Genomic DNA, 26,249 nt, shown 5'->3' with positions numbered 1-26,249 from the left:
GGCTCAGCCCCGCCGACTGGCGCGCTGGCTGCGGTACGTATCGAGGACCACGGCGATCACGATCACGGCACCGGTAATGATGCGTTTGGTGGGTTCCGTCGCGCCGATCTGCGCCAGGCCCGCCGCCAGTACCGAAATAATCAGCACACCAAAGAACGTGCTGATGACCGAGCCGCGCCCGCCCATCAGGCTGGTACCGCCGATCACCACGGCGGCAATCACTTGCAACTCAAGGCCCGAGCCGGCATTCGGGTCCGCCGCTTCCAGGCGCGAGATCTGGAACAGCGCGGCCACGCCGGCGAGCAGGCCCATCAGGCTGAACACCAGGATTTTATAGGGCTTGGGGTTGATGCCGGCCAGGCGCACCGCTTCTTCGTTGGTACCGATACCGATCAGGTAACGACCGAACACAGTGCGGGTCAGCACCAGCTGGGCGGCGATGATCACCAGCAACGCAATGATGAACGACGGCGAAATCCCGAACGCGATTGGATTGGACAGCCAGGCAAACGAGTCACCGATATAAGCGGTGCGCGAGCCGGTCATCTGGTAAGCCACGCCCCGGGCCATCTCCAGCACGCCAAGGGACACGATAAAGGACGGAATACGCCACGCCACGGTGATGGAACCGGTAAGCGTGCCGGCCAATGCGGCGCAGCCCATGCCCAGCACGGCGGCCGGCAATACACTCCAGCCCCAGCTGAGAATCGCCACGCTGACCGCCGACGCCGCCAATGCCAGTACCGAGCCTACCGAGAGGTCGATGCCGCCGATGATCAGGATGAAGGTCATGCCCACCGCCAGCACCATCAGGTCCGGAATCTGGTTGGCCAGGGTGCTGAATGTGTCGTAGGACAGGAAGTGATCGCTGAGCACCGAGAACAGCGCAATCATCGCCAGCAACGCGCCCGCCAGGCCCAGGTAGGTGCCCAGGCCGTAGAAGTTGCCGCCCGCTTTACCGGGGGAAGTGGTTGTTTTCATGGGGTATTCCTAGGCGCTGCATCGTTGAGCAGCGCGTCACGTTTGTGATAGCCGGCAAAGGCGGCGGCGAGCAATTCGTCCTGGGTCCAGCGGTCGCGCTCGAATGTCTCGATCAGGCGTCCGGCGGACAATACGCCGATGCGGTCGCAGATCAGCATCAGCTCGCGCAGATCGCTGGAGACCACCACCAGCGCTTTGCCCTGGCGCGTCAACTCGCCGAGCAAGGCATAAATGTCGAACTTGGCACCGACGTCGATGCCACGCGTAGGCTCATCGAACAGCATCACCGAACAATCGCGCTCCAGCCAGCGGCCAATCACCACCTTCTGCTGGTTACCGCCCGAAAGCTCGGAGACCAATTGCGCCGGGCTGGAACTGCGGATGCGCATGGCGTCGATCTGGCGCTTGGCCAGGGCGGTTTCATCGCGACTGTTGACCAGCCCGCCCGCAGAAATTTCCGGCATGTTGCCCAAGGCGATGTTGGCGCTGATGGACTGGGTCAGCAGCAGGCCCTCACCCTTGCGGTCTTCGGTGATCAGGGCAATGCCATGGGCGACCGCGTCGACCGGCGAGCGAATGCTGACCACGTTGGCCTGCGGCCCCAGCGCCACCGTGCCGCTGTCGGCTGGGTCGGCACCAAAAATCAGGCGCAGCAACTCGGTACGACCGGCGCCGATCAGGCCGGAAATACCGTAGATTTCACCGGCGCGCACCTGGAAGGACACGTCGCGGACCTTGTCCGCGCGCGTCAGGCCTTTGACCGTCAAGGCCGGTTCGCCGATAGTGCGCGGGCCCAGGTCGATGTGCTCGCCCAACTCGCGCCCTACCATCAGGGTCACCAGTTGTTCACTGTTGTAATTGGCCATCGGCTCGACACAGACCAGCTTGCCGTCGCGCAATACGGCAATGCGCTGGGCCACACGGGCCAACTCTTCAAGCCGATGGGAAATATAGATAATCGCCACGCCCCGGGCCTGCAGGCGGGTGATTTGTTCGAACAGCATCTCGACTTCACGGGCCGTGAGCATCGCCGTCGGTTCGTCGAGAATCAGTACATGGCAGTCACCAATCAGATTGCGTGCAATCTCGACCATTTGCTGATGACCAATGCCCAGGCTGCCTACCAGGGTGTCCGGGTCGATTGCATCCAGGCCCACCTGGGCCATGGCTTCGGTCGCGGCCGCGCGCAACTGTTTGCGGCTTATCCAGCCACCACGGCTGGGCAGGTTATGCAGGAACAGGTTTTCAGCCACCGTCAGCGTCGGCAGCAGGTTGAGTTCCTGCATGACCATGCGCACACCCAGCGCTTCGGCCTGGGTGCGGCTGGCGGGTTGATAATCCTGACCATTGAACTGCATGTTGCCGGTGGTCGGCGTGACCAACCCGCCGATGATCTTCGACAAGGTACTTTTGCCTGCGCCGTTTTCACCGGTCAGCGCCAACACTTCACCACGATTGAGCGTGAGCGTGACGTCGGACAGAACCGGTTGGGCATAGGTCTTGCCGATACCGCTGACCGAGAGGACAGCGTTCGGGGCGGAAGATGACATAGGAAAAATCTCCAGGCGCCCGCTCAGGACGAGCGGGCGCTGTTGGCTACTGCCGGGATTACTTCTTGAGGACGAGTTCGACCGGGGTTTCGATCACACCATCGGTGGCCTCGACCTTCTCGCCCTTGACCAGCTTCAGCGCATTCTGGATACCGAACACGGCTTGCTGGGCGGCGGCCTGGTCGGCGGTTGCGAGCACGCGACCGTCCTGCAGCATCGGCTTGATGGCTTCGATGTTGTCGTAGCCCACCACCAGCACTTTGCCGGCCTTGCCTGCCGCGCGTACGGCGGAGACGGCGCCCAGCGCCATGTTGTCGTTACCGGCCAGAAGTGCCTTGAGGTCCGGGTATTCGCTCAGCATCGCCGAGGCGACTTTCTGGCCCTGGTCGATTTCCCAGTTACCGGATTGAGTGGAGACGATCTTCATGCCTGCCGCATCCATCGCATCCTTGAAGCCTGCGGTCCGCTGCTGGGCGTTGGTGGTGGTCGGCACGCCTTCGATGATACCGACCTTGTCGCCCGCAGCCAGTTGCTTGGCCAGGTAGTCACCGACCAGCTTGGAGCCTTTGCGGTTGTCCGGGCCTACGAAGGGAATATCGAGTTTCTTGCTTTTCAGCACGTCCGGGTCCAGACGGTTGTCGATATTGACCACCTTGATGCCGGCATCCGAGGCTTTCTTCAGCACGGTGACCAGCGCCTTGGAATCGGCGGGTGCGATGACGATGGCGTTGACCTTGGCCAGGATCATCTGATTGACGATATCGATCTGCGCGCTGGTGTCGGTTTCGTTCTTGATGCCGTTGGTGATCATGTCGAAGTCGGCGGCGTGGGATTTCTGGTAGTCCTTGGCGCCCTCTTGCATGGTCACGAAAAATTCGTTGGCGAGGGACTTCATCACCAGGCCGACCTTGGGTTTGGCGGCAGCGTCGTCAGCGAATGCAGAAGAGAGAGGCAGGGCAGCGGATGCGGCGGCAAGCACAGCGACAGCGAGAAGACGTCCTGCAAATGGCAGCTTCATGGGTGTACTCCGATCTTATGATTATTGTGAGCAACGCTCGCGCCGAAGAAACATCTCGCAAACGTTTGCGTTGTCAGAACTATGAGAACCTTGTCGAGATTTGTCAACGGTCGGCACTCACCTTTCATCCTGAAGATACCGTTCACTCCGGCGCTGGTTGAAACGACAGGGCTGGCGACGATTTCACACAGAACCCCAGGTAATTACCATCAAGGCTTTCGGACAACCGAACATCAATGCCCCATGCGTTCGGAAAGCCGGACAGCAGCGTGTCAGAGGAGCCCGAACAAGCAATTTAAGTTGTTTTAAATCAATAAGTTATTTTATCCATTCTTTCATGATTGGCCTGGTACAAATCCTGCTATTTCTCAGCGCCTCGGACGTTCAGAGTCGCCCGGGTGTTCTGGATACATCTGCTACCGCACTCGTCAAAACCAGAGAGAAAAATAATGAAATCTGCATTGAAATCCTTTGTTCCTGGGGCGATGGCCCTCCTGCTGCTGTTCCCTGTCGCCGCTCAAGCGAAAGAAGTCGAGAGCAAGACCAAGCTCGCCAACGTGGTAATCCTCGCCACTGGCGGCACCATTGCCGGTGCGGGTGCCAGTGCTGCCAACAGCGCCACCTACCAGGCCGCCAAAGTCGGCATCGAACAATTGATCGCCGGTGTTCCTGAGCTTAGCCAGATCGCCAATGTACGCGGCGAACAAGTGATGCAAATTGCGTCGGAAAGCATCAATAACGAAAACCTGCTGCAACTGGGTCGCCGCGTCGCCGAATTGGCCGACAGCAAGGACGTGGATGGCATCGTGATCACCCACGGTACCGATACCCTCGAAGAAACCGCCTACTTCCTTAACCTGGTTGAAAAAACCGACAAGCCTATCGTGGTGGTCGGCTCCATGCGCCCGGGTACTGCGATGTCGGCGGACGGCATGCTCAACCTGTATAACGCCGTTGCCGTCGCCGGTAGCAAGGACGCACGCGGCAAAGGCGTGCTGGTGACCATGAACGACGAGATCCAATCGGGTCGCGACGTGAGCAAGATGATCAATATCAAGACCGAGGCGTTCAAGAGCCCGTGGGGCCCATTGGGCATGGTCGTTGAAGGCAAATCCTACTGGTTCCGCCTGCCGGCCAAGCGTCACACCCTGGATTCGGAATTCGACATCAAGACCATCAAGAGCCTGCCTGACGTTGAAATTGCCTACGGCTACGGCAACGTGAGCGACACGGCCTACAAAGCCCTGGCCCAAGCCGGCGCCAAAGCCATCATTCATGCCGGCACCGGCAATGGCTCGGTGTCGTCCAAGGTCGTTCCGGCGCTGGTGGAATTGCGTAAACAAGGCGTGCAGATCATCCGCTCTTCGCACGTCAATGCCGGTGGCATGGTGCTGCGCAACGCTGAACAGCCAGACGATAAATACGACTGGGTGGCAGCCCTTGACCTGAACCCGCAGAAGGCCCGCATCCTGGCAATGGTCGCCCTGACCAAGACTCAGGACAGCAAAGAGCTGCAACGGATATTCTGGGAATACTGATTCCAGACCTTCCTGAAAGGGTGGCGAGGTAGCGTGCTTCCTCGCCACATCAGGTTCACGCCTAAAACTTATTGCAACAAATCACAGCAAATTTCCAAATTCGCTGTCAGACGGACGTCTTTGAATTTAAGCAGTTGCGAAAATACCTACAGTTAAATACTGTATGTGCGTACAGCTTACTAAGGAATACTCCGTGGCAAAGCCCTCCTCCGCAGCACCCGCAGCGCCTGACGCCTACCAGCGCCTGGCCATTCGCGTACAAAAAATCATTAATTCGACCAACGCCCAGAAAGCCAAGGCGGCGTTGATCTTCCGCCTGCCGGATGAGCCCGAGGACGAGTGGGCGCGCCTGCTTGAAGAAATTGCGGAAAACGACAACGTTACTCTCGCCTACAGGGATGACGGCGGCGTGCAGATTTTCTGGGTTGTGCCGAAGGAAGATTGATTGAATGAGTGTCCGTTTTTTCGCTGTGTGCTGCCTGTTTTTTGCTGTCACCGCCAACGCCCAAGCCCCACGAACCTTCAGTGAAGCCAAGAAAATCGCCTGGAAGCTCTACGCCCCCCAATCCACCGAGTTTTATTGCGGCTGCAAATACGCCGGCAACCGCATTGACCTGAAAGCCTGCGGCTACATCCCGCGCAAGAACGCCAACCGCGCCGCGCGCATCGAGTGGGAACACATTGTGCCCGCCTGGCAGATCGGCCATCAGCGCCAGTGCTGGCAAAATGGCGGGCGTAAAAACTGCACGCGCCATGACGACGTGTTCAAGCGTGCCGAAGCCGACCTGCACAACCTGGTGCCGAGCGTCGGCGAGGTGAATGGCGACCGTAACAACTTCAGCTTCGGCTGGCTGCCGGTGCAAAGCGGGCAATACGGTTCATGCCTGACCCAGGTGGACTTCAAGGCCAAGAAGGTCATGCCGCGCCCATCGATTCGCGGGATGATCGCACGCACCTATTTTTATATGAGCAAGCAATACGGCCTGCGCCTGTCGAAACAGGATCGCCAACTGTATGAAGCCTGGAACAAGACCTACCCGGTGCAACCCTGGGAGCGCCAGCGCAACCAGACGGTGGGCTGTGTGATGGGCCGAGGCAATGAATTTGTCGGCCCGGTGAACCTGAAGGCCTGCGGCTGAGGGTGGGCGCAATCGGCGCCCACCCGACCCGTTACTGCGCGACCTTGTGTTCGATGACTTCCGACACGGTGTCGGTTTTCTTGGCCCGGGCCATCTTTTCGTTGAGCAGCGTCTGCTTGGCCTCAGCCTCGGCCTTGGTGGCAAACGGGCCAAGCAGCACCTGGTCCTTGCCGTCTGCCTTCACGATGTAAAAATTGAAACCATGCTCCAGCAACCAGGCGGTCAAGTCAGTGAGCGCCTGCAGCTTGTGATCCGGCGGGCCCACCCATACATCCCATTCCTGCGCGGCAATCGCACCGGTTTGTGGCTGGCTTTCGGTCACGACGGGCTTGGCCTTGGGGGCATTGACAGGCTCACCTTCGCCGCATCCGGCCAATGCCAACACTGCAATTGCCATCGCTACTTTACGCACTGCCCTGCTCCTTCGAAGATAAAGAGGCGACTTTACCATTCACTGTCTATTCTGGCCGTCATAAACGTTGGCTTAAACAATGCGAATCATGTATCGCGACCTGTATGATGCCGCCATGGGAATTAATGTCGCCTCTATGCGTCCTAAAAGAGGCAGTCACAGGGAAGCGCTTCGCAGTAAGCTACGCACATCCGACACCTGCCCTGTCTGAACATGTGTCCTTAAAAGTAATCAAGGAGAAGTCCATGCTTATACTCACCCGAAAAGTTGGTGAAAGCATAAACATCGGTGATGACATTACGATCACCATCCTGGGCGTTAGCGGCCAGCAAGTACGAATCGGCATCAACGCCCCCAAGGATGTTGCCGTGCATCGCGAGGAAATTTATCAGCGCATCCAGGCCGGCCTCACTGCGCCGGACAAAAACCAGACGCCTTGAAGCACCTCCAGTAGCCAGCCTTTTGCTTTACCGTAACGGCTGGCGAAAACCTGATCGGCCCATTCGCTTTTTTTATCCACGCTGTACGCCTCGTACATGTCCCCGCGCTGCAAGATGAAACTGCCATGATGCCAGGAACTTGTTGCATCATTCGCAGCCAAATCCCACGTCATCCTGCGGTCCGAGTGCATTCAGGAGCACGTCGATGAGGCCAACCGTTACACAGCCCATGGTTTCCCTGTCCTGGACAATCACCTTGCTGATAGGCCTGGTATTCCTGGCGCTCGGGTATGGACTGCGATTGGAAGTCCAGGGGGCTGTCGACGCGGCGGACCACTCGTGGCTGGACCTGGCATTACTGCTGTGCGCCTACCTGTTTGCGTTCTGCCTCAAGCCGATGCAGAAGACAGTCCTGCGCAAGCTATGCCAGCGTGAGGCGCATCGCGCGCATCAAAAAGCAACACGCTGACGGTCTTCCCCTTCCCGCACAGCCAGCCGGCCATCGGCTTCTCGCAGCACTTGCAGTCCTTCATACCCGTCGATACAGGCATGCTCGGTCTCTATGGCAGCCAGGTGCGTCGAGGTCACCACCATCACATCCGCTCCCGCCGCTTCTGCGGCTCGAATGCCGACCGTCGCATCCTCGAACACCAGGCAATCCTGCACCGGCACGCCCAGGCGCTGGGCACCGAGCACGTAACACGCCGGATCAGGCTTGCCGCTGGCGACATCTTCGGCCGTCACCATTATCGCCGGCACGGGAATACCCGCAGCCTCCATTCGACGCAGGGCCAAGGCCTTGGGCGCAGACGTGACCAGTGCCCACTGCCCGGCAGGCAAGCGTTTGAGGAAATCAACCGCGCCGCCAATCGCCACGATGCCCTCGACATCGTTCACTTCAGCGTCGGTAATCCACGCCGCTTCGGCTTGAGCGTTTACGCCCGGCAACGCCTGGCGCGTGATCGTATCAATCGCGCGGGCGCCATGGATGGTGGTCAGGAACGCCTCCACATCCAGGCCATGGCGTTCGGCCCAACGGCTCCATACCCGCTCGGCGGCGGCAATGGAGTTGAGCAGGGTCCCGTCCATATCGAACAGAAAGGCACGGTAATGCCGGGTAAATACGGCAGGATTTTGGCTGGACACGACGCGGCTTTCCCCAGGCGTTCAAGCAAATGATCGATGCCATGCAATCTACGGTTCACCTCGCCACTTGTAAACGTTGCCAGGCGCCCCGCCCCAAACCTTGAATGACGAACTTGTCATCATCCTGTTGGTTGGCTGTTCAGGTCGCCTGGTTACTGTGGACTCACTGCCGGCGGCTCATCAGGACCGGGAACACGTGCTGGATTACCGGGTGCAAGGCATCGGTTGCGCCAGTGACAATTGATCAGGCTAAACTGGCGCAACCCATTGAATCAGGGCATTTCCCATGAACATCCTCGTAGTCGAAGACGAACCCAAAGCCGGCAACTATCTGCTCAATGGCTTGCAGGAACTGGGCTACAGCGTCAGCCTGGCCCGCGATGGCGTGGACGGTTTGCACCAGGCCCTGGAAACGCCGTTCGACGTGATCGTGCTCGATGTGATGATGCCGAAAATGGATGGCTGGGAAGTGCTGCGCCGCCTGCGCCGGGAGGCCGATACGCCGGTGCTGTTCCTGACCGCCCGCGATGATATCGCTGACCGCATCAAGGGCCTGGAGCTGGGCGCCGACGATTATCTGATCAAGCCCTTCTCCTTCGCCGAACTGGTCGCGCGCCTGCGCACCCTGACCCGGCGCGGCCCGATTCGGGAAGAAGAACACCTGCAGATCGCCGACCTGCAAATCGACGTGCTCAAGCGCCGCGTCACCCGCGCCGGCACGCGCATTACCCTGACCAATAAAGAGTTCGCCCTGCTGCACCTGTTCGCCACCCACCAGGACCAGGTGCTGTCACGCTCGCTGATTGCCTCGCGGGTATGGGACATGAATTTCGACAGTGACACCAACGTGGTCGACGTGGCCGTGCGGCGCCTGCGCTTGAAAATCGACGATCCGTTCCAACTCAAGTTGATCCACAGCGTGCGTGGCATCGGCTACCGCTTCGACACCCAGCCATGAGCCGCAGCCGTCATTACTCGCTGACCCTGCGCCTGGCGTTGATCTTCGCCCTGCTCGCCTTTGCCTTGCTGGCCACCCTCGGCGTGGCCCTGTACCGCGAGCTGGAGCGCGAGTTGATCCGCCGCGACGACACCGCGCTGATCTCCCGCGTCGATCAACTGCGCAACCTGCTCAGCGACAGCAATACCCTGGACCTGATCAAGACCAAACCCGAGTTGTTCCAGAACATGCTCGGCAACCGTGAATCCGTATTGAGCATTGCGGCCCCCGGTCAACCCCCCTTGCTGCTGGTGAACCCGGCCAATATCGAACTGCCTGCGATAGAGCCGGTGCCCGGAAATCACGTACTGGCGCTGAGCGATGTACAGCACTTGCCGGGGCTCAACGGCATTCCCTTCTCGACGGTCGCGGCGACCATCAACGCCGGTGACCTGGGCAGCCTGCAAGTCACCAGCGGCCGCCTGATGACCGAGCGCACCGCGGTACTCGCCAGCTATCGACTGAGCGTTTATATCCTGGCGAGCATCGCCGCGATCATCCTGGCATTGGCCGGGTACCTGCTGGTGCATCGCGGCTTGCTGCCCTTGCGCCGCCTGGCCCGGCACGCGCAAGGGATCGGCGTCGGCAACCTGGCCGAGCGCCTCGACAGCGAGGGCGCCCCGAAAGAACTGCTACCGATGATCGAGTCGTTCAACACCATGCTTGAGCGTTTGTCCAAGGGCTTTGTGCAACTGGGCCAGGTCTCGACCGACATGGCCCACGAACTGCGCACGCCGATCAATAACCTGCTCGGCGAAACCCAAGTTGCCCTGCAGCAGCAGCGCAGCGTCGACAGCTACCAGCAACTGCTGGCGTCCAATGTCGAGGAGCTTGAACGCCTGGCGCGGATGCTCGACAACATGCTGTTCCTGGCGCGCACCGACCCGGCCAGCGCGTTGCGCCAACGCCAGGCGCTGGACGCGGCAGATGAAGTGGAGCGCATCGCCGATTATTTCGAAGGGTTGGCCGCTGACGCGGGCATGCACATCGTTGTCCAGGGCAAAGGCGTGATCTGGGCTGAGCCGATGCTCCTGCGCCGCGCCCTGGCGAACCTGTGCGCCAATGCCATCAAGTATGGAGCGCCGGGCTCGGCGCTGAGCGTCCAGGCGATTGCAACCGACGAGGGCGTCAACGTGAGGGTCAGCAACCAGGGTGAGACCATTCCCGCCGAGCATCTGCCGCGGCTGTTCGAACGGTTCTACCGGGTGGATGAGTCCCGCGAGCGCTCCTCCCAATCCAATGGACTGGGGCTGTCGATCGTGGCCACCATCATGCAACTGCATAACGGGCAGTATCGGGTCAGCAGTGAGGACGGCATCACCACTTTCGAGCTGTTTTTTCCCGCTCGAGACTGAATCAGCTCACCCGACCACCTGTTTCCACGATATCCGCCTGGGTTTGCCAAGCCGCCAAGACCGTCAGGCGCAAGCCCTCCACCAACACAGGCAATTCCATCGACGGCTGACCGAACTGCGGCAAGCCCGGCACATGGATAAACCCACTGCGCACCGCAGAACCTGCCAGCGCATGCTGCAATCGATAAAACACCTGATTGCACACAAAAGTCCCCGCCGTCTGCGAAACGGAGGCCGCAATACCCGCCTCACGCACCGCCCTGACCATGCTCTTGATCGGCAATGTCGAGAAGTAAGCGGCCGGGCCACCCTCCACCACCGCCGTGTCAATCGGCTGGGCGCCCAGGTTGTCCGGGATGCGCGCATCATTGACGTTGATCGCGACGCGCTCGATGGAAATATCACAGCGCCCGGGGCCCAGGCCGGTCGCGATGACCATGGCCGGTTGCAGCTCCTCAATCAGCTGAAGCAAGGTCTCTGCAGCAGTGGCGAAAGCGCAGGGCAATCGGCGCGCGACGATCCGCACGTCATCACTCAGTTCTACCCCTTCAAGCAGGCGCACCGCCTCCCAGGAGGGGTTCACCACGTCGTGGTCGAAAGGCTCGAAGCCGGTCAGCAATAGGGTTTTAATCCTGGCCTCACATCAACAGATAAAGCAGCACGATATTGACCACCAGCATCATCAACGCGGTGGGCAATTGGGCCTTGATCACCGCGTTCTTGTCCGGCAGTTCCAGCAATGCTGCCGGTACGATATTGAAGTTGGCCGCCATCGGTGTCATCAGCGTACCGCAGTAGCCGGAGAACATGCCGATCGCGGCCATGACCGCCGGGTTGCCGCCGTAGATGCCCACCAGCACCGGCACCCCGACGCCGCCGGCCATCACCGGGAACGCCGCGAAGCCGTTGCCCATGATCACCGTAAACAACGCCATGCCCAGCACATAGACCATTACCGCCACCAATTTGAAATCCAGATTGATGTAAGTGGTGGTGATGTGGGCGACCGCCGTGCCAACCCCGGCTTCATTGAACAACAGCCCGAGCATGGCCAGCATCTGCGGCAGCACCATGGCCCAGCCCAGGGCTTCGGTCAGGCGACGCGATTCGCGCAAGGCCTGCACGGGCGTATCGCGAGTCAGCCAGCAGGCCAGGCCAAGGGCGATCAGGCAGCCGATGCCGAGAGAGACAAAGGTGGTGTTCTTCGGATCGAGCAGCGGCACACCGCCGATTTCGGTGTGCTTGAGCAATACCGAGCCAATCACCGTGGTCAGCGGAATGGCCAGTGCGGGTATGAATAGCTTGTGACCCAGGCGAGCGGCACTGGCGCGGGACGCCTTGTCATGCAATTGCGCATGCTGGCCACGGCCGACGCCCCCCAGGCCGGCAATCAACGCCATCACCACGATGCCGCCACCGATGACCACCGAAGGCAGGCGCTCTCCCACCAGGAACGGAATGGCAAACAGCAGCCAGAACAGCGACGTCGACCAACGCTTGGGATGGGTGCGATCCAGCAGGATCATGCCCGCGGTGATCAGCAACAGCACACCGGCCAGCCAGTACAGGTATTGAATGGAAATAATCATTGCGCAGCCTCCACCGAGGGGGCGGCGCTCATCTCACGGGTCAACCGTCGATCAAATCGATGCAGTCGAATGGCATGAATGATAAAGGCACAGATCGCCGTCGGGATGCCCCACACCGCAATATGCAGCGGCTCCACATCGATCCCCGAGCCCAGCAGAAAGGTGTGCATCAAGGCGATCGCACCAAAGGCGACGAAGATGTCCTCACCGAAAAACAGCCCCACGTTGTCGGTGGCGGCGCACATGGCCAATACCTTGTGACGCAGCTTGTCCGGCAGCTTGCCGTAGCGTTTATCCGCCGCACCTTCGGCCATCGGCGCGAGCAATGGCCGCACCATCTGCGGATGCCCACCCAGGCTGGTCAGCCCCATGGCCGCAGTGGATTCACGTACAAACAGATAGATGATCAGCAGACGCCCCACCGTCGCGCGCTCGAAACGGGCGATCCAGTTCTGTGCATGCACGCGCAGGCCATGTCGCTCCAACAGGCCAATCACCGCCAGCGGTAATAACAGGATCAATTGCAGCGCACGGGTCTGGAGGAAACCATCCCCCATGGTGGCGAGAATTTTCTCCAGCGGGAACTGGGCGGCGAGCCCGGTGGCGATAGCGGCGGCGGTAACCACCAGCAACGGATTGAAGCGCAATACAAAGCCGACCACGATGACAAGTACGCCGATCAACGGCCATAAATTCACAACAGTTTGCATGGCGAAGAGGTCCTTTAGTGCGCGCTGCGGCGCCATTACAGCAGGATGTGAGCAAAGGGCTCACAGCATGAAAGTGGCGTGCAGTCGGCTCGGTTTTTTTATTGTTGACCTGGAAGGTCGAGCAGTGGCGGCAACTTTGCTGCCTTGAGGCGGGAGGTGTCCAACAAGAAAAACTGTTGCTGCAGACCAATAAATTTTGTGGATATTGGTACTGCGCGATTGGGTAACTGGAGGGATTCGGGATTCGCCCTATACTCAACGATGATGCGCCTGCGCAGCATCCAGGGCGCTATTGTCGACAATGAGGGCTCCAGCTATGTATGCCGGTCAGATGAGCAGTATGGCGACAGCAATTGGCGAGATACGCTGCCAGATGGTGGTCCAGATCATTTGTCTGCTGTCGGTGGCGACGCTCTTCTGTTGACCGAGACACCAGCGCCGCAAGACGCTGTTGACCTGATCGTTCCCATGCTCTGCGTGGGAATGCCTCACTGGACGCTCTGCGTCCCGCTTTCAGCGCAAAATTCAGACATGCGCAATGGTGACGCGGAGCGTCACCCGATGCATTCCCACGCGGAGCGAGGGAACGATCAAATTCCAGACAACAAAAAAGGGCCCACCTTTCGGTGAGCCCTTCCAGACCGCCCAGCAGAGCGGATTTTGTTTGGTAGGCGCGATTGGACTCGAACCAACGACCCCCACCATGTCAAGGTGGTGCTCTAACCAACTGAGCTACGTGCCTGCTGTGAGGCGGCATTCTACGGAATTCCGTAGGGGTGTCAACATCTTTTTTGCAGCTAACCCTATGAATATGCGAATTTTTTATTCGCGGGTCAGGCGCCCGTGAATTACGGGTGGCTGGCAGGCTATTTTCAACTCAGGTAGGATCGCCGCACTCGTAAAAAATATAAAACAGAGGTTCCAGGATGGCGAACACCCCCTACCCCCAGTCGTATTACGCCGCCTCCGCGAACGCGGTTCCGCCGCGTCCGGCGCTGCAAGGTGAGGTCGAAACCGATGTTTGTGTGATTGGCGCCGGTTATACCGGTCTTTCCAGCGCGCTGTTTTTGCTCGAGAACGGCTTTCGCGTGACGGTCCTGGAAGCCGCCAAGGTAGGTTTTGGTGCGTCCGGTCGTAATGGTGGGCAGATCGTCAATAGCTACAGCCGCGACATTGATGTCATCGAGCGCAGCGTCGGGCCCACGCAGGCGCAGCTGCTGGGTGAGATGGCCTTCGAGGGCGGCAGGATCATTCGTGAGCGCGTGGCCAAATATCAGATCCAGTGCGACTTGAAGGATGGCGGTGTGTTCGCCGCGTTCAACAGCAAGCACATGGGCCACCTGGAATCACAGAAGCGCCTGTGGGAGCGTTACGGCCATACGCAACTGGAACTGCTGGATGAGCGTCGCATCCGCGAAGTCGTGGCGTGTGACAACTATGTAGGCGGCCTGCTGGACATGAGCGGTGGGCATATCCACCCACTCAACCTGGCATTGGGCGAAGCAGCGGCCGTCGAGTCCCTCGGCGGCACAATTTTTGAGCAGTCGGCCGCCGTGCGCATCGAGCGCGGCGCCAACCCGGTGGTGCATACCGCCGAAGGCAAGGTCAGGGCCAAGTTCATCATCGTTGCGGGCAATGCTTACCTGGGCAACCTGGTGCCGGAGCTGGCGGCCAAATCAATGCCGTGCGGCACCCAGGTGATTACCACTGCGCCATTGGGCGACGAATTGGCCAGGACCTTGTTGCCGCAGGACTACTGTGTCGAAGACTGCAATTACCTGCTCGACTACTACCGCCTCACGAGCGACAAGCGCCTGATCTTCGGCGGCGGCGTGGTGTATGGCGCACGGGACCCGGCGAATATCGAGGCGATCATCCGGCCAAAGATGCTCAAGGCGTTCCCACAGCTCAAGGACGTGAAGATCGACTACGCCTGGACCGGCAATTTCCTGCTGACCCTGTCGCGTCTGCCGCAGGTGGGCCGCCTCGGCGACAACATCTATTACTCGCAAGGCTGCAGCGGCCATGGCGTGACGTATACGCACCTGGCCGGCAAGGTTTTGGCCGAAGCATTGAGAGGCCAGGCCGAGCGCTTTGACGCCTTTGCCGACCTGCCCCATTACCCGTTCCCGGGTGGACAGCTGTTGCGCACGCCCTTTGCCGCAATGGGCGCGTGGTATTACGGGCTGCGGGACAAGCTGGGTTTTTGATGAACAAGGGGAGCCGGTTCGCCGGCTTCTTGCCCGGAACGACAAATCGCGAACACAAAAAACCCCGGTCTTTCGACCAGGGTCTTTGCTATCGAATCAAGGTCCGCCAATGGCTTCGCTTGTGCTTCAAGGCGTTCAGTGGGCCTTGAAGCTGATATGGCGCAGCGGACGGGACTCGAACCCGCGACCCCCGGCGTGACAGGCCGGTATTCTAACCGACTGAACTACCGCTGCGTATCGCTTGGCTGACTGAGCGTAAAGCCTCAATCACCTTTAAACATCTGATCGATCAACCTGGGTTGTTCAATCTCAAGTCCGACACATCGAACCTGGAAAATATGGCGCAGCGGACGGGACTCGAACCCGCGACCCCCGGCGTGACAGGCCGGTATTCTAACCGACTGAACTACCGCTGCGCGTCGGTGCAACCTTTAACGTTGCGTCTTGCCCTAAGGCAAAACTCTCAAGAAGTGGTGGGTGATGACGGGATCGAACCGCCGACCCTCTGCTTGTAAGGCAGATGCTCTCCCAGCTGAGCTAATCACCCTTTGCTTCGTTGAGGCCGCGAAATTTACGCAGATAGCGGACCTAAGTCAATAGCCCGCTTGAAGTTTTTCTGAAAAAGACAAAAATGCTTCAAGACCGCCCTACTCGCTGTAGATCATCTTCTTGCTCATGCCGCCGTCCACCACGAACTCCTGTCCGGTGACAAACCCGGCCTGGCGCGACAGCAGCCACGCCACCATGGCCGCCACGTCCTCCACCGTCCCTACCCGGCCCGCCGGATGCTGCGCATGGTCGGCATCGGTAAGCGGCTCGGCCCGCCGCGCAGCAGGATCTCGCGCATCGATCCAGCCGGGGCTGACCGCATTGACCCGCACTTCCGGCCCCAGGCTCATCGCCAGGGCGTGAGTCAGCGCCAGCAGGCCACCCTTGCTCGCCGCGTAGGCTTCGGTGTCCGGCTCCGACTGGCGGGCCCGTGTCGAGGCCAAATTGACGATAGCGCCACCATGGGCGCGCAGGTACGGCGCGCAATGCTTGGCCAGCAGCATCGGCCCACTGAGATTGACTGCCAGCACGCGGTTCCAGTACGCCAGGTCAAGGCTTTCCAGGGTGATATTGCGTGGATCGGCCACCGCCGCATTGCACACCAGCGCATCCAGGCGCCCAAACTGCCCCAATACCTCGGCGACACCCTGGGCCACTTGCTTCTCGTCGGCCACGTCCATGGTGATAAACCAGGCATTCTCGCCCAGCACCTTGGACACCTTGGAACCGCGCTCGCGGTCCAGGTCGGTCAACACCACCTGCCAGCCTTCGCTGATCAGCCACGCGGCAATCCCGAGGCCAATGCCGCGCGCCGCACCGGTCACCAGCGCAACGCGCCCATTACTGGCCGCTGCGGCCTCCATGGACCACTCGATCACAAAGCCGCCAGCCCGCGGGCCAGGTCTGCCTGCAGGTCGGCGACATCTTCCAGCCCGACCGCGACGCGAATCAGGCTGTCACGGATGCCCGCGGCCTCGCGCTCCTGCGGCGCCAGGCGCCCGTGGGAGGTGGTGCCCGGGTGCGTGATGGTGGTTTTGCTGTCGCCCAGGTTGGCGGTGATCGAGATCAGTCGCGTGGCATCGATAAAGCGCCAGGCGCCCTCTTTGCCGCCCTTCACCTCGAAACTCACCACTGCGCCGAAACCGCGCTGCTGGCGCTGGGCCAATGCGTGCTGCGGATGACTCTTGAGGCCGGCGTAATGCACCTTCTCGATACCGTCCTGCTGTTCCAGCCACTCGGCCAGGGCCTGGGCGTTGGCGCAATGGGCCTTCATGCGCAGGCCGAGAGTTTCCAGGCCTTTGAGGAAGATCCACGCGTTGAAAGGGCTCAGGGTCGGGCCGGCGGTGCGCAGGAAGCCCACCACTTCCTTCATCTGCTCGCTGCGACCGGCCACCACGCCGCCCATGCAACGGCCCTGGCCGTCGATGAACTTGGTGGCCGAGTGCACCACGATGTCCGCGCCCAACTTCAACGGCTGTTGCAGGGCCGGGGTGCAGAAGCAGTTATCCACGATCAGCATCGCGCCCTTGGCGTGCGCCACTTCGGACAGCGCGGCGATATCCACCAGTTCAGCCAGCGGATTGGACGGCGACTCGACGAACAGCAGCTTTGTATTGGCCTTGATCGCCGCATCCCACCCGGACACATCCGCCAGGGGCACGTAGTCCACTTCGATACCGAAGCGCTTGAAATACTTCTCGAACAGGCTGATGGTCGAACCGAACACGCTGCGCGACACCAGCACGTGGTCGCCGGCGCTGCACAGGCTCATCACCACCGCCAGGATGGCAGCCATGCCGGTCGCCGTGGCCACCGCCTGCTCTGCGCCTTCCAGGGCGGCGATGCGCTCTTCGAACGCACGTACGGTCGGGTTGGTATAGCGCGAGTAAACGTTGCCCGGCACTTCACCGGCAAAGCGCGCGGCGGCGTCGGCCGCCGTGCGGAACACATAACTGGAGGTGAAGAACATCGGGTCACCGTGCTCCCCTTCCGGGGTACGGTGCTGGCCGGCGCGCACAGCCAGGGTATCGAAAGCTACGCCATCGAGGTCGCTGTCCAACCGACCGGCATCCCATTCCTGACTCATGCTGCCACTCCTCACATATTCTTTATTTAAGATACAAAACCGGCCCCTCAGGGCCGGTGTCTACTCAGTTGTTGTACAGATCGATGATCGCACTGACCGCCTGGGTCTTGATCTTCGACGAGTCGTTGCGCGCCTGCTCGATCTTGTTCAGGTAGGCGTCATCGATATCACCGGTCACGTACTTGCCATCGAACACGGCGCAGTCGAACTCGGCGATCTTGATCTTGCCGCCGCCCACCGCCTCGATCAGGTCAGACAGGTCCTGGTAGATCAACCAGTCGGCACCGATCAGGTCAGCCACGTCTTGCGTGGAACGATTGTGGGCGATCAGTTCGTGGGCGCTCGGCATGTCGATACCGTACACGTTCGGGTAGCGCACGGCAGGCGCCGCAGAACAGAAGTACACGTTCTTCGCACCGGCTTCACGGGCCATCTGGATGATCTGCTTGCAGGTGGTGCCGCGTACGATCGAGTCATCCACCAGCATAACGTTCTTGCCGCGGAATTCCAGCTCGATGGCGTTCAGCTTCTGGCGTACCGACTTCTTGCGTGCGGCCTGGCCGGGCATGATGAAGGTACGGCCGATGTAGCGGTTCTTGACGAAGCCTTCGCGGAACTTGACACCCAAGTGGTTGGCCAGCTCCAGCGCGGCGGTACGGCTGGTGTCCGGGATGGGGATGACCACGTCGATGTCGTGTTCGGGACGCTCGCGCAGGATCTTGTCGGCCAGCTTCTCACCCATGCGCAGGCGAGCTTTATAGACCGATACGCCGTCGATGATCGAGTCCGGACGCGCCAGGTAGACGTGTTCGAAGATGCATGGCGTGAGTGTCGGCGCAACCGCGCACTGACGGGTGTGCAGCTTGCCGTCTTCAGTGATGTAGACCGCTTCACCGGGTGCCAGGTCGCGGATCAACGTGAAGCCCAGCACATCCAGGGATACGCTTTCGGAGGCGATCATGTACTCGACGCCTTCGTCGGTGTGACGCTGGCCGAACACGATCGGGCGGATGCCGTGGGGGTCACGGAAACCAACGATGCCGTAACCGGTGATCATCGCCACCACGGCATAACCACCGACGCAACGGTTGTGCACGTCGATCACCGCCGCGAACACGTCTTCTTCGGTGGGCTGCAGCTTGCCGCGCTGGGCCAGCTCGTGGGCGAACACGTTGAGCAGCACTTCCGAGTCGGAACTGGTGTTGACGTGGCGCAGGTCGGATTCGTAAATCTCCTTGGCCAGCTGTTCAACGTTGGTCAGGTTGCCGTTATGCGCCAAGGTAATGCCGTAAGGCGAGTTGACGTAGAACGGTTGCGCTTCGGCCGAGGTCGAGCTACCGGCGGTCGGGTAACGCACATGGCCAATGCCCATGTGCCCGACCAGGCGCTGCATATGACGCTGGTGGAACACGTCACGTACCAGGCCATTGTCCTTGCGCAGGAATAACCGGCCGTCGTGGCTGGTCACAATACCGGCAGCGTCCTGGCCGCGGTGCTGGAGGACGGTTAGCGCGTCATACAGCGCCTGATTGACGTTCGACTTACCGACGATACCGACGATGCCACACATGCGACGCAACCCCTACTTAATGAATCTTGACTGAACACTCTTACTGAGGCGTTTTGGCCGGCAAAAGGTGTTCCTTGAACGGAAGATCAGCGGGTACGCTGATTCCGCTGGCCAGCCACTGACTGCTCCACCCCAGAATGAGGTTCTTGGACCAATCTGCAACCAATAGAAATTTTGGCACGAGTACCGACTCCTGCCACCACGCATCCTGCTGTACCGGCCCCAGGCTCAACAGCCCGACCGCCACGACCACCAGCAACGCGCCACGCGCGGCGCCGAAGGCCATGCCGAGAAATCGATCGGTCCCGGACAGGCCGGTGACACGTATCAACTCGCCAATCAGATAATTGACCATTGCCCCCACCAGCAGCGTGGCGATGAACATGATGGCGCAGCCCGCGATGACGCGAGCCGAAGGCGTTTCTATGTACCCGGCCAGGTAGACCGACAGTGAACCACCGAACATCCAGGCTACGACTCCTGCGATGATCCAGGTCAGCAACGACAGTGCTTCTTTGACGAAGCCGCGGCTCAGACTGATCAACGCGGAGATGGCGACGATTGCAACGATCGCCCAATCAACCCAGGTAAATGGCACAGTGCAGCCTACGTACGGATAAGGCGGCGCATTTTAGCAGAGCGCCGGGCTATCGGTAAGCGGTGATTACGGGTGCTTTGCAAATCAATGAATTGCGCAATGGGAACACTGTTTCAAGACAGCCGAAAACCAATGTGGGAGGGGGCTTGCCCCCGATGGCGGTGGTTCAGTATCAGATGTGCTGACTGATCCACCGCTATCGGGGGCAAGCCCCCTCCCACATGTTGACCTTATCGTCCCGCCTAGCCGCGCTCAGGCTGGAAACGGGTCACAAACCCCTTGAGGTTCTGCTGGCGATCGAGCAAATCGCGCAGGCGATCCGCTTCGGCGCGCTCGATCAGCGGCCCGATAAACACACGGTTCTTGCCATCGGCGCTGCGGATATACGCGTTGTAGCCCTGGGCCCGCAGTTTTTTCTGCAAAGCGTCGGCGCCTTCACGGCTGCCCAGGCTGGCCACTTGAATCGACCAACTGATCGGCAACCCATTCGGGTCGATACGACTCTGACCTACGTCCGGCTTGCCCGGCGCGGCAGGCTGTGGCGCGACCGGCTTGGGCGCAGGTGTCGGCGCGGCAGGCTTGGCGGCTGCGACAGGCGCTGACGGAGCCGGTTTGACCACGGGAACACTCGGCTGCACAGGCATGGAAGGCGCCTGCTGGGCAGCGACCTCGGCATCGGTCGGCACGGGCTCTTCCTCAGGCAGGGCCTGCGGTTCAGGCACCACCACCGGTTCCACCTGAACCTGGGGCACCACCGGCGCCTGGGGCGCAGCGGGCGCTTCAACCACTACCTGGCGCTGTTCGTCCTGACGGGAAAACAGCATCGGCAGGAAAATCACCGCCAATGCCACCAACACCAAGGCTCCGACCATTCGCTGCTTGTATGCGCTATCGAGTAATGCCATGTGCAGCTTCCTCCGTGGAGCGCCGGGCCAGCCATTCGAGCGCCTCGGCAACACAATAAAATGATCCGAACAACAGAATCTCGTCGTCGGCCGTCGCCACCGCACATTGCGCCTCAAGGGCGGCAGTGACGCTTGCATACGACGCCACCGGCGCACCAAGGTTCTGCAAGGCGATTTGCAGTTCAGCCGCCGCACGGCTACGCGGCGTATCCAGCGGCGCAACGGCCCAGGACTCTACGCTGGCGAGCAACGGCGCAACCACGCCATCAAGATCCTTGTCAGCCAGCAAGCCGAACACCGCCAGGCGACGGCCGGACAATGGCGTGCGCGTCAGCCGCTGCGCCAGGTATTCTGCAGCGTGGGGGTTATGACCCACATCCAGCAGCAGGTTAAGACGCTTGCCTTGCCACTCGACGGTGCGCCGATCCAGGCGCCCCACAACCCGCGTCGCCAGCAGGGTTGCGGCAATTTGCCCGGCATTCCACGGCAGATCCAGCAACAGATAGGCTTGCAGCGCGAGCGCGGCATTCTCCATCGGCAGGTTCAGCAGCGGCAAATCGCGCAGCACTACCTGTTGACCCCGGGCATCGCGCCCGGACCACTGCCAATGCTGATCGTTGATCTGGAGATTGAAGTCGCGCCCACGCAGGTAGAACGGGCAATCGAGCTCCCGCACCTTGTCCAGCAAGGGTTGCGGTGGGTCTGGATCACCGCACAGCGCAGGTTTGCCCGGGCGAAAGATCCCGGCCTTTTCGTAAGCCACGGATTCGCGGGTATCGCCCAGGTAATCGACATGGTCGACACCGATACTGGTGACCAGCGCCACATCGGCATCCACCACGTTGACCGTGTCCAGACGCCCACCCAGGCCCACTTCCAGCACGACGATATCGAGTTGCGCACGCTCGAACAGCCACAGCGCCGCCAGGGTGCCCATCTCGAAATAGGTCAGGGAAATATCGCCACGCCCGGCATCGAGGGCGGCGAAGGCTTCGCAGAGTTGCGCGTCGCTCGCGTCGACGCCATTGAGCTGCACCCGCTCGTTATAGCGCAACAGGTGCGGCGAACTGTAGACGCCGACTTTCAGCCCCTGGGCCTGCAGCAGCGCGGCGACAAAGGCGCAGGTCGAGCCTTTGCCGTTGGTGCCGGTTACGGTGATAACACGCGGTGCCGGGCGACCCAACCCCAGGCGGGCCGCTACCTGTTGCGAGCGCTCCAGGCCCATGTCGATGGCGGACGGATGCAACTGCTCGAGGTAGGCGAGCCATTCGCCCAGGGTACGTTGGGTCATAGGTTTGCCGGCACCGGCGGCACGACAATCGGCTCGACTTTAGGCGCGACGTAGACAGGCGTTGGCAGGCCCATCATTTGCGCCAGCAGGTTACCCAGGCGTGGCCGCAGCTCACCGCGCGGGATGATCAGGTCGATGGCGCCGTGTTCGAGCAGGAACTCGCTGCGCTGGAAACCTTCCGGCAATTTTTCACGCACGGTCTGCTCGATGACGCGCGGGCCGGCAAAGCCGATCAGGGCCTTGGGCTCGCCGACGATCACGTCGCCCAGCATCGCCAGGCTGGCGGAAACGCCGCCGTATACCGGGTCGGTCAATACCGAGATGAACGGAATGCCTTCTTCGCGCAGACGCGCCAATACCGCCGAGGTCTTGGCCATTTGCATCAGGGAAATCAGCGCTTCCTGCATACGCGCGCCACCGGAAGCGGCGAAGCAGATCATCGGGCAGCGGTTTTCCAGGGCATAGTTGGCGGCGCGCACGAAACGCTCGCCGACGATGGCCCCCATGGAGCCGCCCATGAAGGAGAATTCGAACGCAGACACCACCACCGGCATGCCCAGCAGCTTGCCGCTGACGGAGATCAGCGCGTCTTTCTCGCCGGTCTGCTTCTGCGCGCCGACCAGACGGTCCTTGTACTTCTTGCTGTCGCGGAACTTGAGACGGTCGACCGGCTCGAGGTCCGCGCCCAGCTCGTTGCGGCCGTCGGCGTCGAGGAAGATGTCGATACGCGCGCGCGCGCCAATACGCATGTGGTGGTTGCACTTGGGGCAAACGTCCAGGGTCTTTTCCAGCTCCGGGCGGTACAGCACCGCGTCGCAGGATGGGCACTTGTGCCACAGACCTTCAGGAACCGAGCTTTTCTTCACCTCGGAACGCATGATCGAAGGGATCAGTTTGTCTACTAACCAGTTGCTCATGCTTTCTTTCTCCAGTACCGGTGGCTTGAACACAGCCCCGCGTATGCCCTTGAGCTAAATTCATATGTGGCGATGATGTCGGCGGGACGGGGTCAGAGGTTCGACCAGCCATTTCCCGCCTGTATCCTCAGCCTTCCAGACAACCTGCCAGCGCAGGGTTGCCACTTCGTTTCCGGGCCTCCCGCGGGCGGCGCCGGTGCTGTTTTACACAGTGGTAGTTATGGACGGCGGCAGACTGCCAGCCGTCACATCGCACCGCTGCTGTTGCGCACGGCCTGCATGAACGCGCGAATCCTGGCGTGATCCTTGATGCCCTTGCCCTGCTCCACCCCGCCGCTGACATCCACGGCATACGGCCGAACCTGCTCGATGGCGGCGCCGACATTCGACGGGGTGAGCCCACCGGCCAGGATCAGCGGCTTGCTCAAGCCCGCCGGGATCAGCGACCAGTCGAACGCTTCGCCCGTACCGCCGGGAACGCCTTCGACATAGGTGTCCAGCAGAATCCCGCGCGCGCCCGTATAAGCGGCACAGGCGGCGGCGATATCGTCGCCGGCCTTGACGCGCAGCGCCTTGATATAGGGACGCTGGTAGCTCTCGCATTCGTCCGGGGTTTCGTCGCCGTGAAACTGCAGCATGTCCAGCGGCACGGCATCCAGGGTTTCATTGAGTTCACACCGGCTGGCATTGACGAACAAGCCCACGGTGGTCACGAACGGTGGCAGCGCGGCGATGATGGCCCGGGCCTGCAACACATCCACCGCGCGTGGGCTCCTGGCGTAAAACACCAGACCTATGGCATCCGCCCCCGCCTCGACCGCCGCCAACGCGTCTGCGACGCGGGTAATCCCGCAAATCTTGCTGCGAACGGCTGACATATCGTAGAAACCTCAGGGATTGAACCGAGAAAGTCCCGGATGGTAACAAAAGCGCTTGAGGGCGTCAGCCGCCAAGTTCGCTGAAACCGGTGAGGAAGTGTGGCCCGATAAAACGCTCCGGCAGTTCGAACTCGTCGCGGTACTCCACCTCCACCAGATACAGGCCGAACGGATGCGCCGTCACCCCACCGGTACGGCGCACGCGGCTTTCCAGCACTTCCCTGGCCCATTCCACCGGACGTTCGCCGGTACCGATGGTCATCAACACACCCGCAATGTTGCGCACCATGTGGTGCAGGAATGCCCCGGCACGGATATCCACCACAATCATCTTGCCATGACGGGTCACGCGCAGATGGTGGACTTCTTTGATCGGCGATTTGGCCTGGCATTGGCCGGCACGGAATGCGCTGAAATCATGCACCCCGACAAGATGCTGCGCGGCCTCGGCCATGCGCTCGGCATCCAGCGGGCGGTGGTTCCAGGTAATTTCCTGGTTCAAGTGCGCCGGGCGGATCTGATCGTTATAAATCACGTAGCGGTAGCGCCGGGCGATGGCCTTGAAACGCGCATGAAAATGCGCCGGCATGACCTTGGCCCACGTGACGCTGACGTCATGGGGCAGATTGATATTGGCGCCCATTACCCAGGCCTTCATCGAGCGTTCGGCCTGGGTGTCGAAATGCACCACTTGGCCGCAGGCATGCACCCCCGCGTCGGTCCGCCCGGCACACATCAGCGACACCGGCGAGTCAGCGACTTTCGACAAAGCGTTTTCCAGGGTTTCCTGCACCGTCAGCACGCCGGATGCCTGGCGCTGCCAGCCGCGATAGCGCGAGCCTTTGTATTCCACGCCGAGGGCGATGCGGTAAAAGCCTGCGGCCGCCATTTCGGCGGCCGCGTTATCTATATTTGCCAAGAACTGAGAGCCTGATGAGTTGCGCGAAGGCGGGCATTATAAAGGCGACGGCTGCGCGACGGGCGCTTTTGTTGGGGAGGGGCGCCAAGCCAACTGTGGGGAGAAGCACGCCCTGCCCCACAGTGGAGGTTTATCAGCCTTCAGATCCGGCCGAGCATTTCCTTGGCCTCGCCGCGCTGGCTCTCGTTGCCCTCGGTCAGCACTTCGGACAGGATGTCCTTGGCGCCATCGGCATCGCCCATGTCGATATAGGCCTGGGCGAGGTCCAGCTTGGTGGCGACCTCATCGGTGCCCGAGAGGAAATCGAACTCGGGCTCATCGTCACCGAGCGCGGCATCTTCAGCCGTGAACGATGGCTCGATGGAGGGATGCTCCAGGCTCTGGGACAGACGGTCCAGCTCGGCGTTGACGTCATCCAGCTCCGACGCGAAGGCGTCCGGCTTGGCCGCCGATTCGGGCTCGTCCGCCAGGGAGAGGTCGAAATCTTCCGGCAAATCGAAGTCATCCAGGGCCGTAGGGGCCAGGGTCGGCGGCTCGACGGCAGGCGCATCCTTCATCTGCTCTTCGAGCCCGGAGAGGAAGTCATCATCCGATTGCGCGGACGCCGGTGCATCCAGTTGCAGATCCAGGTCGAAGTCCGACAGGTCGTCGGCACTGGCATTGGCTGCCGTCTGCTGCTGAAGAAGCGCCTCGAATGTCTGCTGATCGTCGTTGACCTCAGCCGGCGATGCCGCCTCCAGCTCGTCCAGGCTCAGATCGAAATCGGTATCCACAGGCTCTGGCGCAGGCGCAGCCGGCTTGTCTTCCAGCAAGTCCTTGACGTACTGCGCGTCCAGGGCCGCAGCGGCCACTGCCGCACTTACGCCTGCCGCCAACACCGCCATGGCCGGGAAACGACTTTTGAGCTGCTCGACCTGGGCATGGTTTTCACCGTTGGCCACCAGTTGACGCTCCTGGTTGACGAAACCGTCCTTGTTATTTTGCAGCCCGTACACTTCCATCAATTTCAAACGCAGATCGCTGCGCTTGGGCTCGCGCTTGATTGCTTGTTCAAGTACATCGGCCGCCTGGTTCAGGTGGCCACGGTCGATATGGGACTGGGCCTGGGCCAGCGCATCGCTGGCGTTCTGTGGGGCAACCGCAACCGCCAGCGGCGCAAGCACGGAGGCGACGCTCGGCACGACCGGCTCAACCACCGGAGCGCGCGCAGGCGTGGGTGCAGGCGCAGGCGTGGGCGCAGCATTCAGCGGCGCCACTTCCAGGCCTTCGAAACTGTCGGAGGGCAGGTCGCGCTCCAGGCTCGATGTGAACTCCGGCTCTTCAGCCAGCGCTCGCGCCATGCGCAGGTGCTTCTCTTCTTCAAGACGGGCGTTGCGATGGCGTACCCACAATAGCAGGAGCAGCAACGCCAGGATGACGGCTGCGCCACCAAGCACACCGAGCACGATAGG

The 26,249-nt window shown here is 61.0% G+C and carries 28 protein-coding genes and 4 tRNA genes; 10 read left to right on the top strand and 22 right to left on the bottom strand.

The features are described from left to right. Positions 1-3 precede the first annotated feature (3 nt). The 3 genes from BFP93_RS06420 to BFP93_RS06410 are packed head-to-tail and all read right to left on the bottom strand — an operon-like array spanning position 4 to position 3,549. A complete protein-coding gene (locus BFP93_RS06420) occupies positions 4-981 on the bottom strand; it encodes an ABC transporter permease (protein WP_065887162.1) in 978 nt (325 codons plus the stop codon). Further along, entirely contained in the window at positions 978-2,531 is a 1,554-nt protein-coding gene (locus tag BFP93_RS06415) for a sugar ABC transporter ATP-binding protein (protein ID WP_065892481.1), read from the bottom strand. Before BFP93_RS06415 ends, BFP93_RS06420 begins: the two co-directional genes overlap by 4 nt. A 58-nt stretch (positions 2,532-2,589) precedes the next feature. After that, on the bottom strand, positions 2,590-3,549 hold the full coding sequence (locus tag BFP93_RS06410) for a sugar ABC transporter substrate-binding protein (protein ID WP_065892480.1): 960 nt from the start codon (positions 3,547-3,549) through the stop codon (positions 2,590-2,592). A gap of 449 nt (positions 3,550-3,998) precedes the next feature. Between BFP93_RS06410 and BFP93_RS06405 the strand changes: the two genes are divergently transcribed. The 3 genes from BFP93_RS06405 (at position 3,999) to BFP93_RS06395 (ending at position 6,226) form a co-directional block, all read left to right on the top strand. After that, positions 3,999-5,087: an asparaginase gene (locus BFP93_RS06405; protein WP_065887159.1), complete on the top strand. Its 1,089-nt coding sequence runs from the start codon at positions 3,999-4,001 to the stop codon at positions 5,085-5,087. Between the two features lie 193 nt (positions 5,088-5,280). Beyond that, complete coding sequence (locus tag BFP93_RS06400; RefSeq protein WP_170827563.1) at positions 5,281-5,532, top strand: DUF1654 domain-containing protein; 252 nt, start codon at positions 5,281-5,283, stop codon at positions 5,530-5,532. Between the two features lie 4 nt (positions 5,533-5,536). After that, positions 5,537-6,226 (top strand): endonuclease, encoded by a 690-nt coding sequence (locus BFP93_RS06395; RefSeq protein ID WP_065892479.1) that lies wholly within the window; start codon positions 5,537-5,539, stop codon positions 6,224-6,226. A gap of 31 nt (positions 6,227-6,257) precedes the next feature. Here BFP93_RS06395 and BFP93_RS06390 read toward each other — a convergent pair whose 3' ends face one another. Continuing rightward, positions 6,258-6,623 (bottom strand): SPOR domain-containing protein, encoded by a 366-nt coding sequence (locus BFP93_RS06390; protein ID WP_065887156.1) that lies wholly within the window; start codon positions 6,621-6,623, stop codon positions 6,258-6,260. Between the two features lie 260 nt (positions 6,624-6,883). Between BFP93_RS06390 and csrA the strand changes: the two genes are divergently transcribed. Further along, positions 6,884-7,078, top strand: a complete 195-nt coding sequence (gene csrA, locus BFP93_RS06385; RefSeq protein WP_003192511.1) for a carbon storage regulator CsrA — start codon at positions 6,884-6,886, stop codon at positions 7,076-7,078. A gap of 205 nt (positions 7,079-7,283) precedes the next feature. Further along, positions 7,284-7,547, top strand: a complete 264-nt coding sequence (locus BFP93_RS06380; RefSeq protein ID WP_065887155.1) for a hypothetical protein — start codon at positions 7,284-7,286, stop codon at positions 7,545-7,547. Here the strand turns inward: BFP93_RS06380 and BFP93_RS06375 are convergent. Next, entirely contained in the window at positions 7,529-8,224 is a 696-nt protein-coding gene (locus BFP93_RS06375; protein WP_065892478.1) for an HAD-IA family hydrolase, read from the bottom strand. The two genes, BFP93_RS06380 and BFP93_RS06375, sit on opposite strands and share 19 nt — an antisense overlap. 100 nt (positions 8,225-8,324) lie before the next feature. Here BFP93_RS06375 and BFP93_RS28815 point away from each other — a divergent pair, with 100 nt between their 5' ends. From BFP93_RS28815 to BFP93_RS06365, 3 genes are read left to right on the top strand one after another with little or no spacing between them, the layout of a single operon-like run. After that, positions 8,325-8,468, top strand: coding sequence for a hypothetical protein (locus BFP93_RS28815; protein ID WP_158254510.1), 144 nt, complete (start codon positions 8,325-8,327; stop codon positions 8,466-8,468). 42 nt (positions 8,469-8,510) lie between these two features. After that, on the top strand, positions 8,511-9,182 hold the full coding sequence (locus BFP93_RS06370) for a heavy metal response regulator transcription factor (RefSeq protein ID WP_065887152.1): 672 nt from the start codon (positions 8,511-8,513) through the stop codon (positions 9,180-9,182). Further along, positions 9,179-10,576 carry a heavy metal sensor histidine kinase gene (locus BFP93_RS06365; protein ID WP_065892477.1) on the top strand — a complete coding sequence of 466 codons (1,398 nt, stop codon included), beginning with the start codon at positions 9,179-9,181 and terminating at the stop codon, positions 10,574-10,576. Before BFP93_RS06370 ends, BFP93_RS06365 begins: the two co-directional genes overlap by 4 nt. A gap of 1 nt (position 10,577) precedes the next feature. Here the strand turns inward: BFP93_RS06365 and pcp are convergent, their stop codons facing one another. The 3 genes from pcp to BFP93_RS06350 are packed head-to-tail and all read right to left on the bottom strand — an operon-like array spanning position 10,578 to position 12,875. Continuing rightward, a complete protein-coding gene (gene pcp / locus BFP93_RS06360; RefSeq protein ID WP_065892476.1) occupies positions 10,578-11,207 on the bottom strand; it encodes a pyroglutamyl-peptidase I in 630 nt (209 codons plus the stop codon). Between the two features lie 7 nt (positions 11,208-11,214). Beyond that, positions 11,215-12,165, bottom strand: coding sequence for a DUF979 domain-containing protein (locus BFP93_RS06355; protein ID WP_065892475.1), 951 nt, complete (start codon positions 12,163-12,165; stop codon positions 11,215-11,217). Continuing rightward, positions 12,162-12,875 carry a DUF969 domain-containing protein gene (locus tag BFP93_RS06350; RefSeq protein ID WP_065892474.1) on the bottom strand — a complete coding sequence of 238 codons (714 nt, stop codon included), beginning with the start codon at positions 12,873-12,875 and terminating at the stop codon, positions 12,162-12,164. Before BFP93_RS06350 ends, BFP93_RS06355 begins: the two co-directional genes overlap by 4 nt. Positions 12,876-13,031: 156 nt before the next feature. Here BFP93_RS06350 and BFP93_RS28810 point away from each other — a divergent pair, with 156 nt between their 5' ends. Continuing rightward, positions 13,032-13,505 carry a hypothetical protein gene (locus BFP93_RS28810; protein ID WP_176717552.1) on the top strand — a complete coding sequence of 158 codons (474 nt, stop codon included), beginning with the start codon at positions 13,032-13,034 and terminating at the stop codon, positions 13,503-13,505. 35 nt (positions 13,506-13,540) lie between these two features. Here the strand turns inward: BFP93_RS28810 and BFP93_RS06340 are convergent. Continuing rightward, a tRNA-Val gene (locus BFP93_RS06340) sits at positions 13,541-13,617 on the bottom strand. A gap of 184 nt (positions 13,618-13,801) precedes the next feature. On the opposite strand from BFP93_RS06340, the gene BFP93_RS06335 reads away from it, so the two are divergent. Then, positions 13,802-15,085 carry an NAD(P)/FAD-dependent oxidoreductase gene (locus BFP93_RS06335; protein WP_065892473.1) on the top strand — a complete coding sequence of 428 codons (1,284 nt, stop codon included), beginning with the start codon at positions 13,802-13,804 and terminating at the stop codon, positions 15,083-15,085. Positions 15,086-15,242: 157 nt separating this feature from the next. Here the strand turns inward: BFP93_RS06335 and BFP93_RS06330 are convergent. The 13 genes from BFP93_RS06330 to BFP93_RS06270 all read right to left on the bottom strand — a co-directional run. Continuing rightward, positions 15,243-15,319: transfer RNA gene (locus BFP93_RS06330), tRNA-Asp, on the bottom strand. A 105-nt stretch (positions 15,320-15,424) separates the two neighbouring features. After that, positions 15,425-15,501: transfer RNA gene (locus tag BFP93_RS06325), tRNA-Asp, on the bottom strand. A gap of 55 nt (positions 15,502-15,556) precedes the next feature. Beyond that, positions 15,557-15,632, bottom strand: a tRNA-Val gene (locus BFP93_RS06320). Positions 15,633-15,732: 100 nt separating this feature from the next. Continuing rightward, the gene (locus tag BFP93_RS06315) at positions 15,733-16,497 is read right to left on the bottom strand and encodes an SDR family oxidoreductase (RefSeq protein ID WP_065892472.1); all 765 of its coding nucleotides are present in this window, start codon (positions 16,495-16,497) and stop codon (positions 15,733-15,735) included. Positions 16,498-16,508: 11 nt separating this feature from the next. Continuing rightward, positions 16,509-17,720: an O-succinylhomoserine sulfhydrylase gene (locus tag BFP93_RS06310; protein ID WP_065892471.1), complete on the bottom strand. Its 1,212-nt coding sequence runs from the start codon at positions 17,718-17,720 to the stop codon at positions 16,509-16,511. A gap of 64 nt (positions 17,721-17,784) precedes the next feature. Further along, a complete protein-coding gene (gene purF / locus BFP93_RS06305; RefSeq protein WP_065892470.1) occupies positions 17,785-19,290 on the bottom strand; it encodes an amidophosphoribosyltransferase in 1,506 nt (501 codons plus the stop codon). 40 nt (positions 19,291-19,330) lie between these two features. Further along, the gene (locus BFP93_RS06300) at positions 19,331-19,888 is read right to left on the bottom strand and encodes a CvpA family protein (RefSeq protein ID WP_003234314.1); all 558 of its coding nucleotides are present in this window, start codon (positions 19,886-19,888) and stop codon (positions 19,331-19,333) included. 242 nt (positions 19,889-20,130) lie between these two features. Further along, on the bottom strand, positions 20,131-20,793 hold the full coding sequence (locus tag BFP93_RS06295) for an SPOR domain-containing protein (RefSeq protein ID WP_065892469.1): 663 nt from the start codon (positions 20,791-20,793) through the stop codon (positions 20,131-20,133). Beyond that, positions 20,777-22,084, bottom strand: coding sequence for a bifunctional tetrahydrofolate synthase/dihydrofolate synthase (folC, locus tag BFP93_RS06290; RefSeq protein WP_065892468.1), 1,308 nt, complete (start codon positions 22,082-22,084; stop codon positions 20,777-20,779). The genes BFP93_RS06295 and folC overlap by 17 nt, the downstream gene beginning before the upstream one ends. Continuing rightward, positions 22,081-23,001, bottom strand: a complete 921-nt coding sequence (gene accD, locus BFP93_RS06285; protein WP_005789754.1) for an acetyl-CoA carboxylase, carboxyltransferase subunit beta — start codon at positions 22,999-23,001, stop codon at positions 22,081-22,083. Before accD ends, folC begins: the two co-directional genes overlap by 4 nt. Before the next feature lie 245 nt (positions 23,002-23,246). Then, the gene (locus tag BFP93_RS06280) at positions 23,247-23,879 is read right to left on the bottom strand and encodes a phosphoribosylanthranilate isomerase (RefSeq protein ID WP_065892467.1); all 633 of its coding nucleotides are present in this window, start codon (positions 23,877-23,879) and stop codon (positions 23,247-23,249) included. A gap of 64 nt (positions 23,880-23,943) precedes the next feature. Beyond that, on the bottom strand, positions 23,944-24,768 hold the full coding sequence (gene truA, locus BFP93_RS06275) for a tRNA pseudouridine(38-40) synthase TruA (protein WP_065892466.1): 825 nt from the start codon (positions 24,766-24,768) through the stop codon (positions 23,944-23,946). Between the two features lie 170 nt (positions 24,769-24,938). After that, positions 24,939-26,249: FimV/HubP family polar landmark protein (locus tag BFP93_RS06270; protein WP_305116872.1), on the bottom strand; the 1,311-nt coding region annotated here is incomplete at its 5' end.

Source organism: Pseudomonas sp. 44 R 15 (genome assembly GCF_900004965.1).
Classification (GTDB): domain Bacteria; phylum Pseudomonadota; class Gammaproteobacteria; order Pseudomonadales; family Pseudomonadaceae; genus Aquipseudomonas; species Aquipseudomonas orientalis_A.
This window is presented reverse-complemented; position numbering and strand designations above follow the sequence as displayed.

Excerpts from the sequence above, each read along its gene's own strand:
- BFP93_RS06310 (WP_065892471.1), bottom strand. The coding sequence starts at position 17,720 with ATGAGTCAGGAATGGGATGCCGGTCGGTTGGACAGCGACCTCGATGGC.
- accD (WP_005789754.1), bottom strand. The coding sequence starts at position 23,001 with ATGAGCAACTGGTTAGTAGACAAACTGATCCCTTCGATCATGCGTTCC.
- BFP93_RS06380 (WP_065887155.1), top strand. The coding sequence starts at position 7,284 with ATGAGGCCAACCGTTACACAGCCCATGGTTTCCCTGTCCTGGACAATC.
- BFP93_RS06295 (WP_065892469.1), bottom strand. The coding sequence starts at position 20,793 with ATGGCATTACTCGATAGCGCATACAAGCAGCGAATGGTCGGAGCCTTG.
- BFP93_RS06350 (WP_065892474.1), bottom strand. The coding sequence starts at position 12,875 with ATGCAAACTGTTGTGAATTTATGGCCGTTGATCGGCGTACTTGTCATC.
- BFP93_RS06335 (WP_065892473.1), top strand. The coding sequence starts at position 13,802 with ATGGCGAACACCCCCTACCCCCAGTCGTATTACGCCGCCTCCGCGAAC.
- folC (WP_065892468.1), bottom strand. The coding sequence starts at position 22,084 with ATGACCCAACGTACCCTGGGCGAATGGCTCGCCTACCTCGAGCAGTTG.
- BFP93_RS06315 (WP_065892472.1), bottom strand. The coding sequence starts at position 16,497 with ATGGAGGCCGCAGCGGCCAGTAATGGGCGCGTTGCGCTGGTGACCGGT.
- BFP93_RS06370 (WP_065887152.1), top strand. The coding sequence starts at position 8,511 with ATGAACATCCTCGTAGTCGAAGACGAACCCAAAGCCGGCAACTATCTG.
- BFP93_RS06355 (WP_065892475.1), bottom strand. The coding sequence starts at position 12,165 with ATGATTATTTCCATTCAATACCTGTACTGGCTGGCCGGTGTGCTGTTG.
- BFP93_RS06390 (WP_065887156.1), bottom strand. The coding sequence starts at position 6,623 with ATGGCAATTGCAGTGTTGGCATTGGCCGGATGCGGCGAAGGTGAGCCT.
- truA (WP_065892466.1), bottom strand. The coding sequence starts at position 24,768 with ATGGCGGCCGCAGGCTTTTACCGCATCGCCCTCGGCGTGGAATACAAA.
- BFP93_RS06415 (WP_065892481.1), bottom strand. The coding sequence starts at position 2,531 with ATGTCATCTTCCGCCCCGAACGCTGTCCTCTCGGTCAGCGGTATCGGC.
- BFP93_RS06405 (WP_065887159.1), top strand. The coding sequence starts at position 3,999 with ATGAAATCTGCATTGAAATCCTTTGTTCCTGGGGCGATGGCCCTCCTG.
- purF (WP_065892470.1), bottom strand. The coding sequence starts at position 19,290 with ATGTGTGGCATCGTCGGTATCGTCGGTAAGTCGAACGTCAATCAGGCG.
- BFP93_RS06395 (WP_065892479.1), top strand. The coding sequence starts at position 5,537 with ATGAGTGTCCGTTTTTTCGCTGTGTGCTGCCTGTTTTTTGCTGTCACC.
- BFP93_RS06365 (WP_065892477.1), top strand. The coding sequence starts at position 9,179 with ATGAGCCGCAGCCGTCATTACTCGCTGACCCTGCGCCTGGCGTTGATC.
- BFP93_RS06280 (WP_065892467.1), bottom strand. The coding sequence starts at position 23,879 with ATGTCAGCCGTTCGCAGCAAGATTTGCGGGATTACCCGCGTCGCAGAC.
- BFP93_RS06410 (WP_065892480.1), bottom strand. The coding sequence starts at position 3,549 with ATGAAGCTGCCATTTGCAGGACGTCTTCTCGCTGTCGCTGTGCTTGCC.
- BFP93_RS06420 (WP_065887162.1), bottom strand. The coding sequence starts at position 981 with ATGAAAACAACCACTTCCCCCGGTAAAGCGGGCGGCAACTTCTACGGC.
- csrA (WP_003192511.1), top strand. The coding sequence starts at position 6,884 with ATGCTTATACTCACCCGAAAAGTTGGTGAAAGCATAAACATCGGTGAT.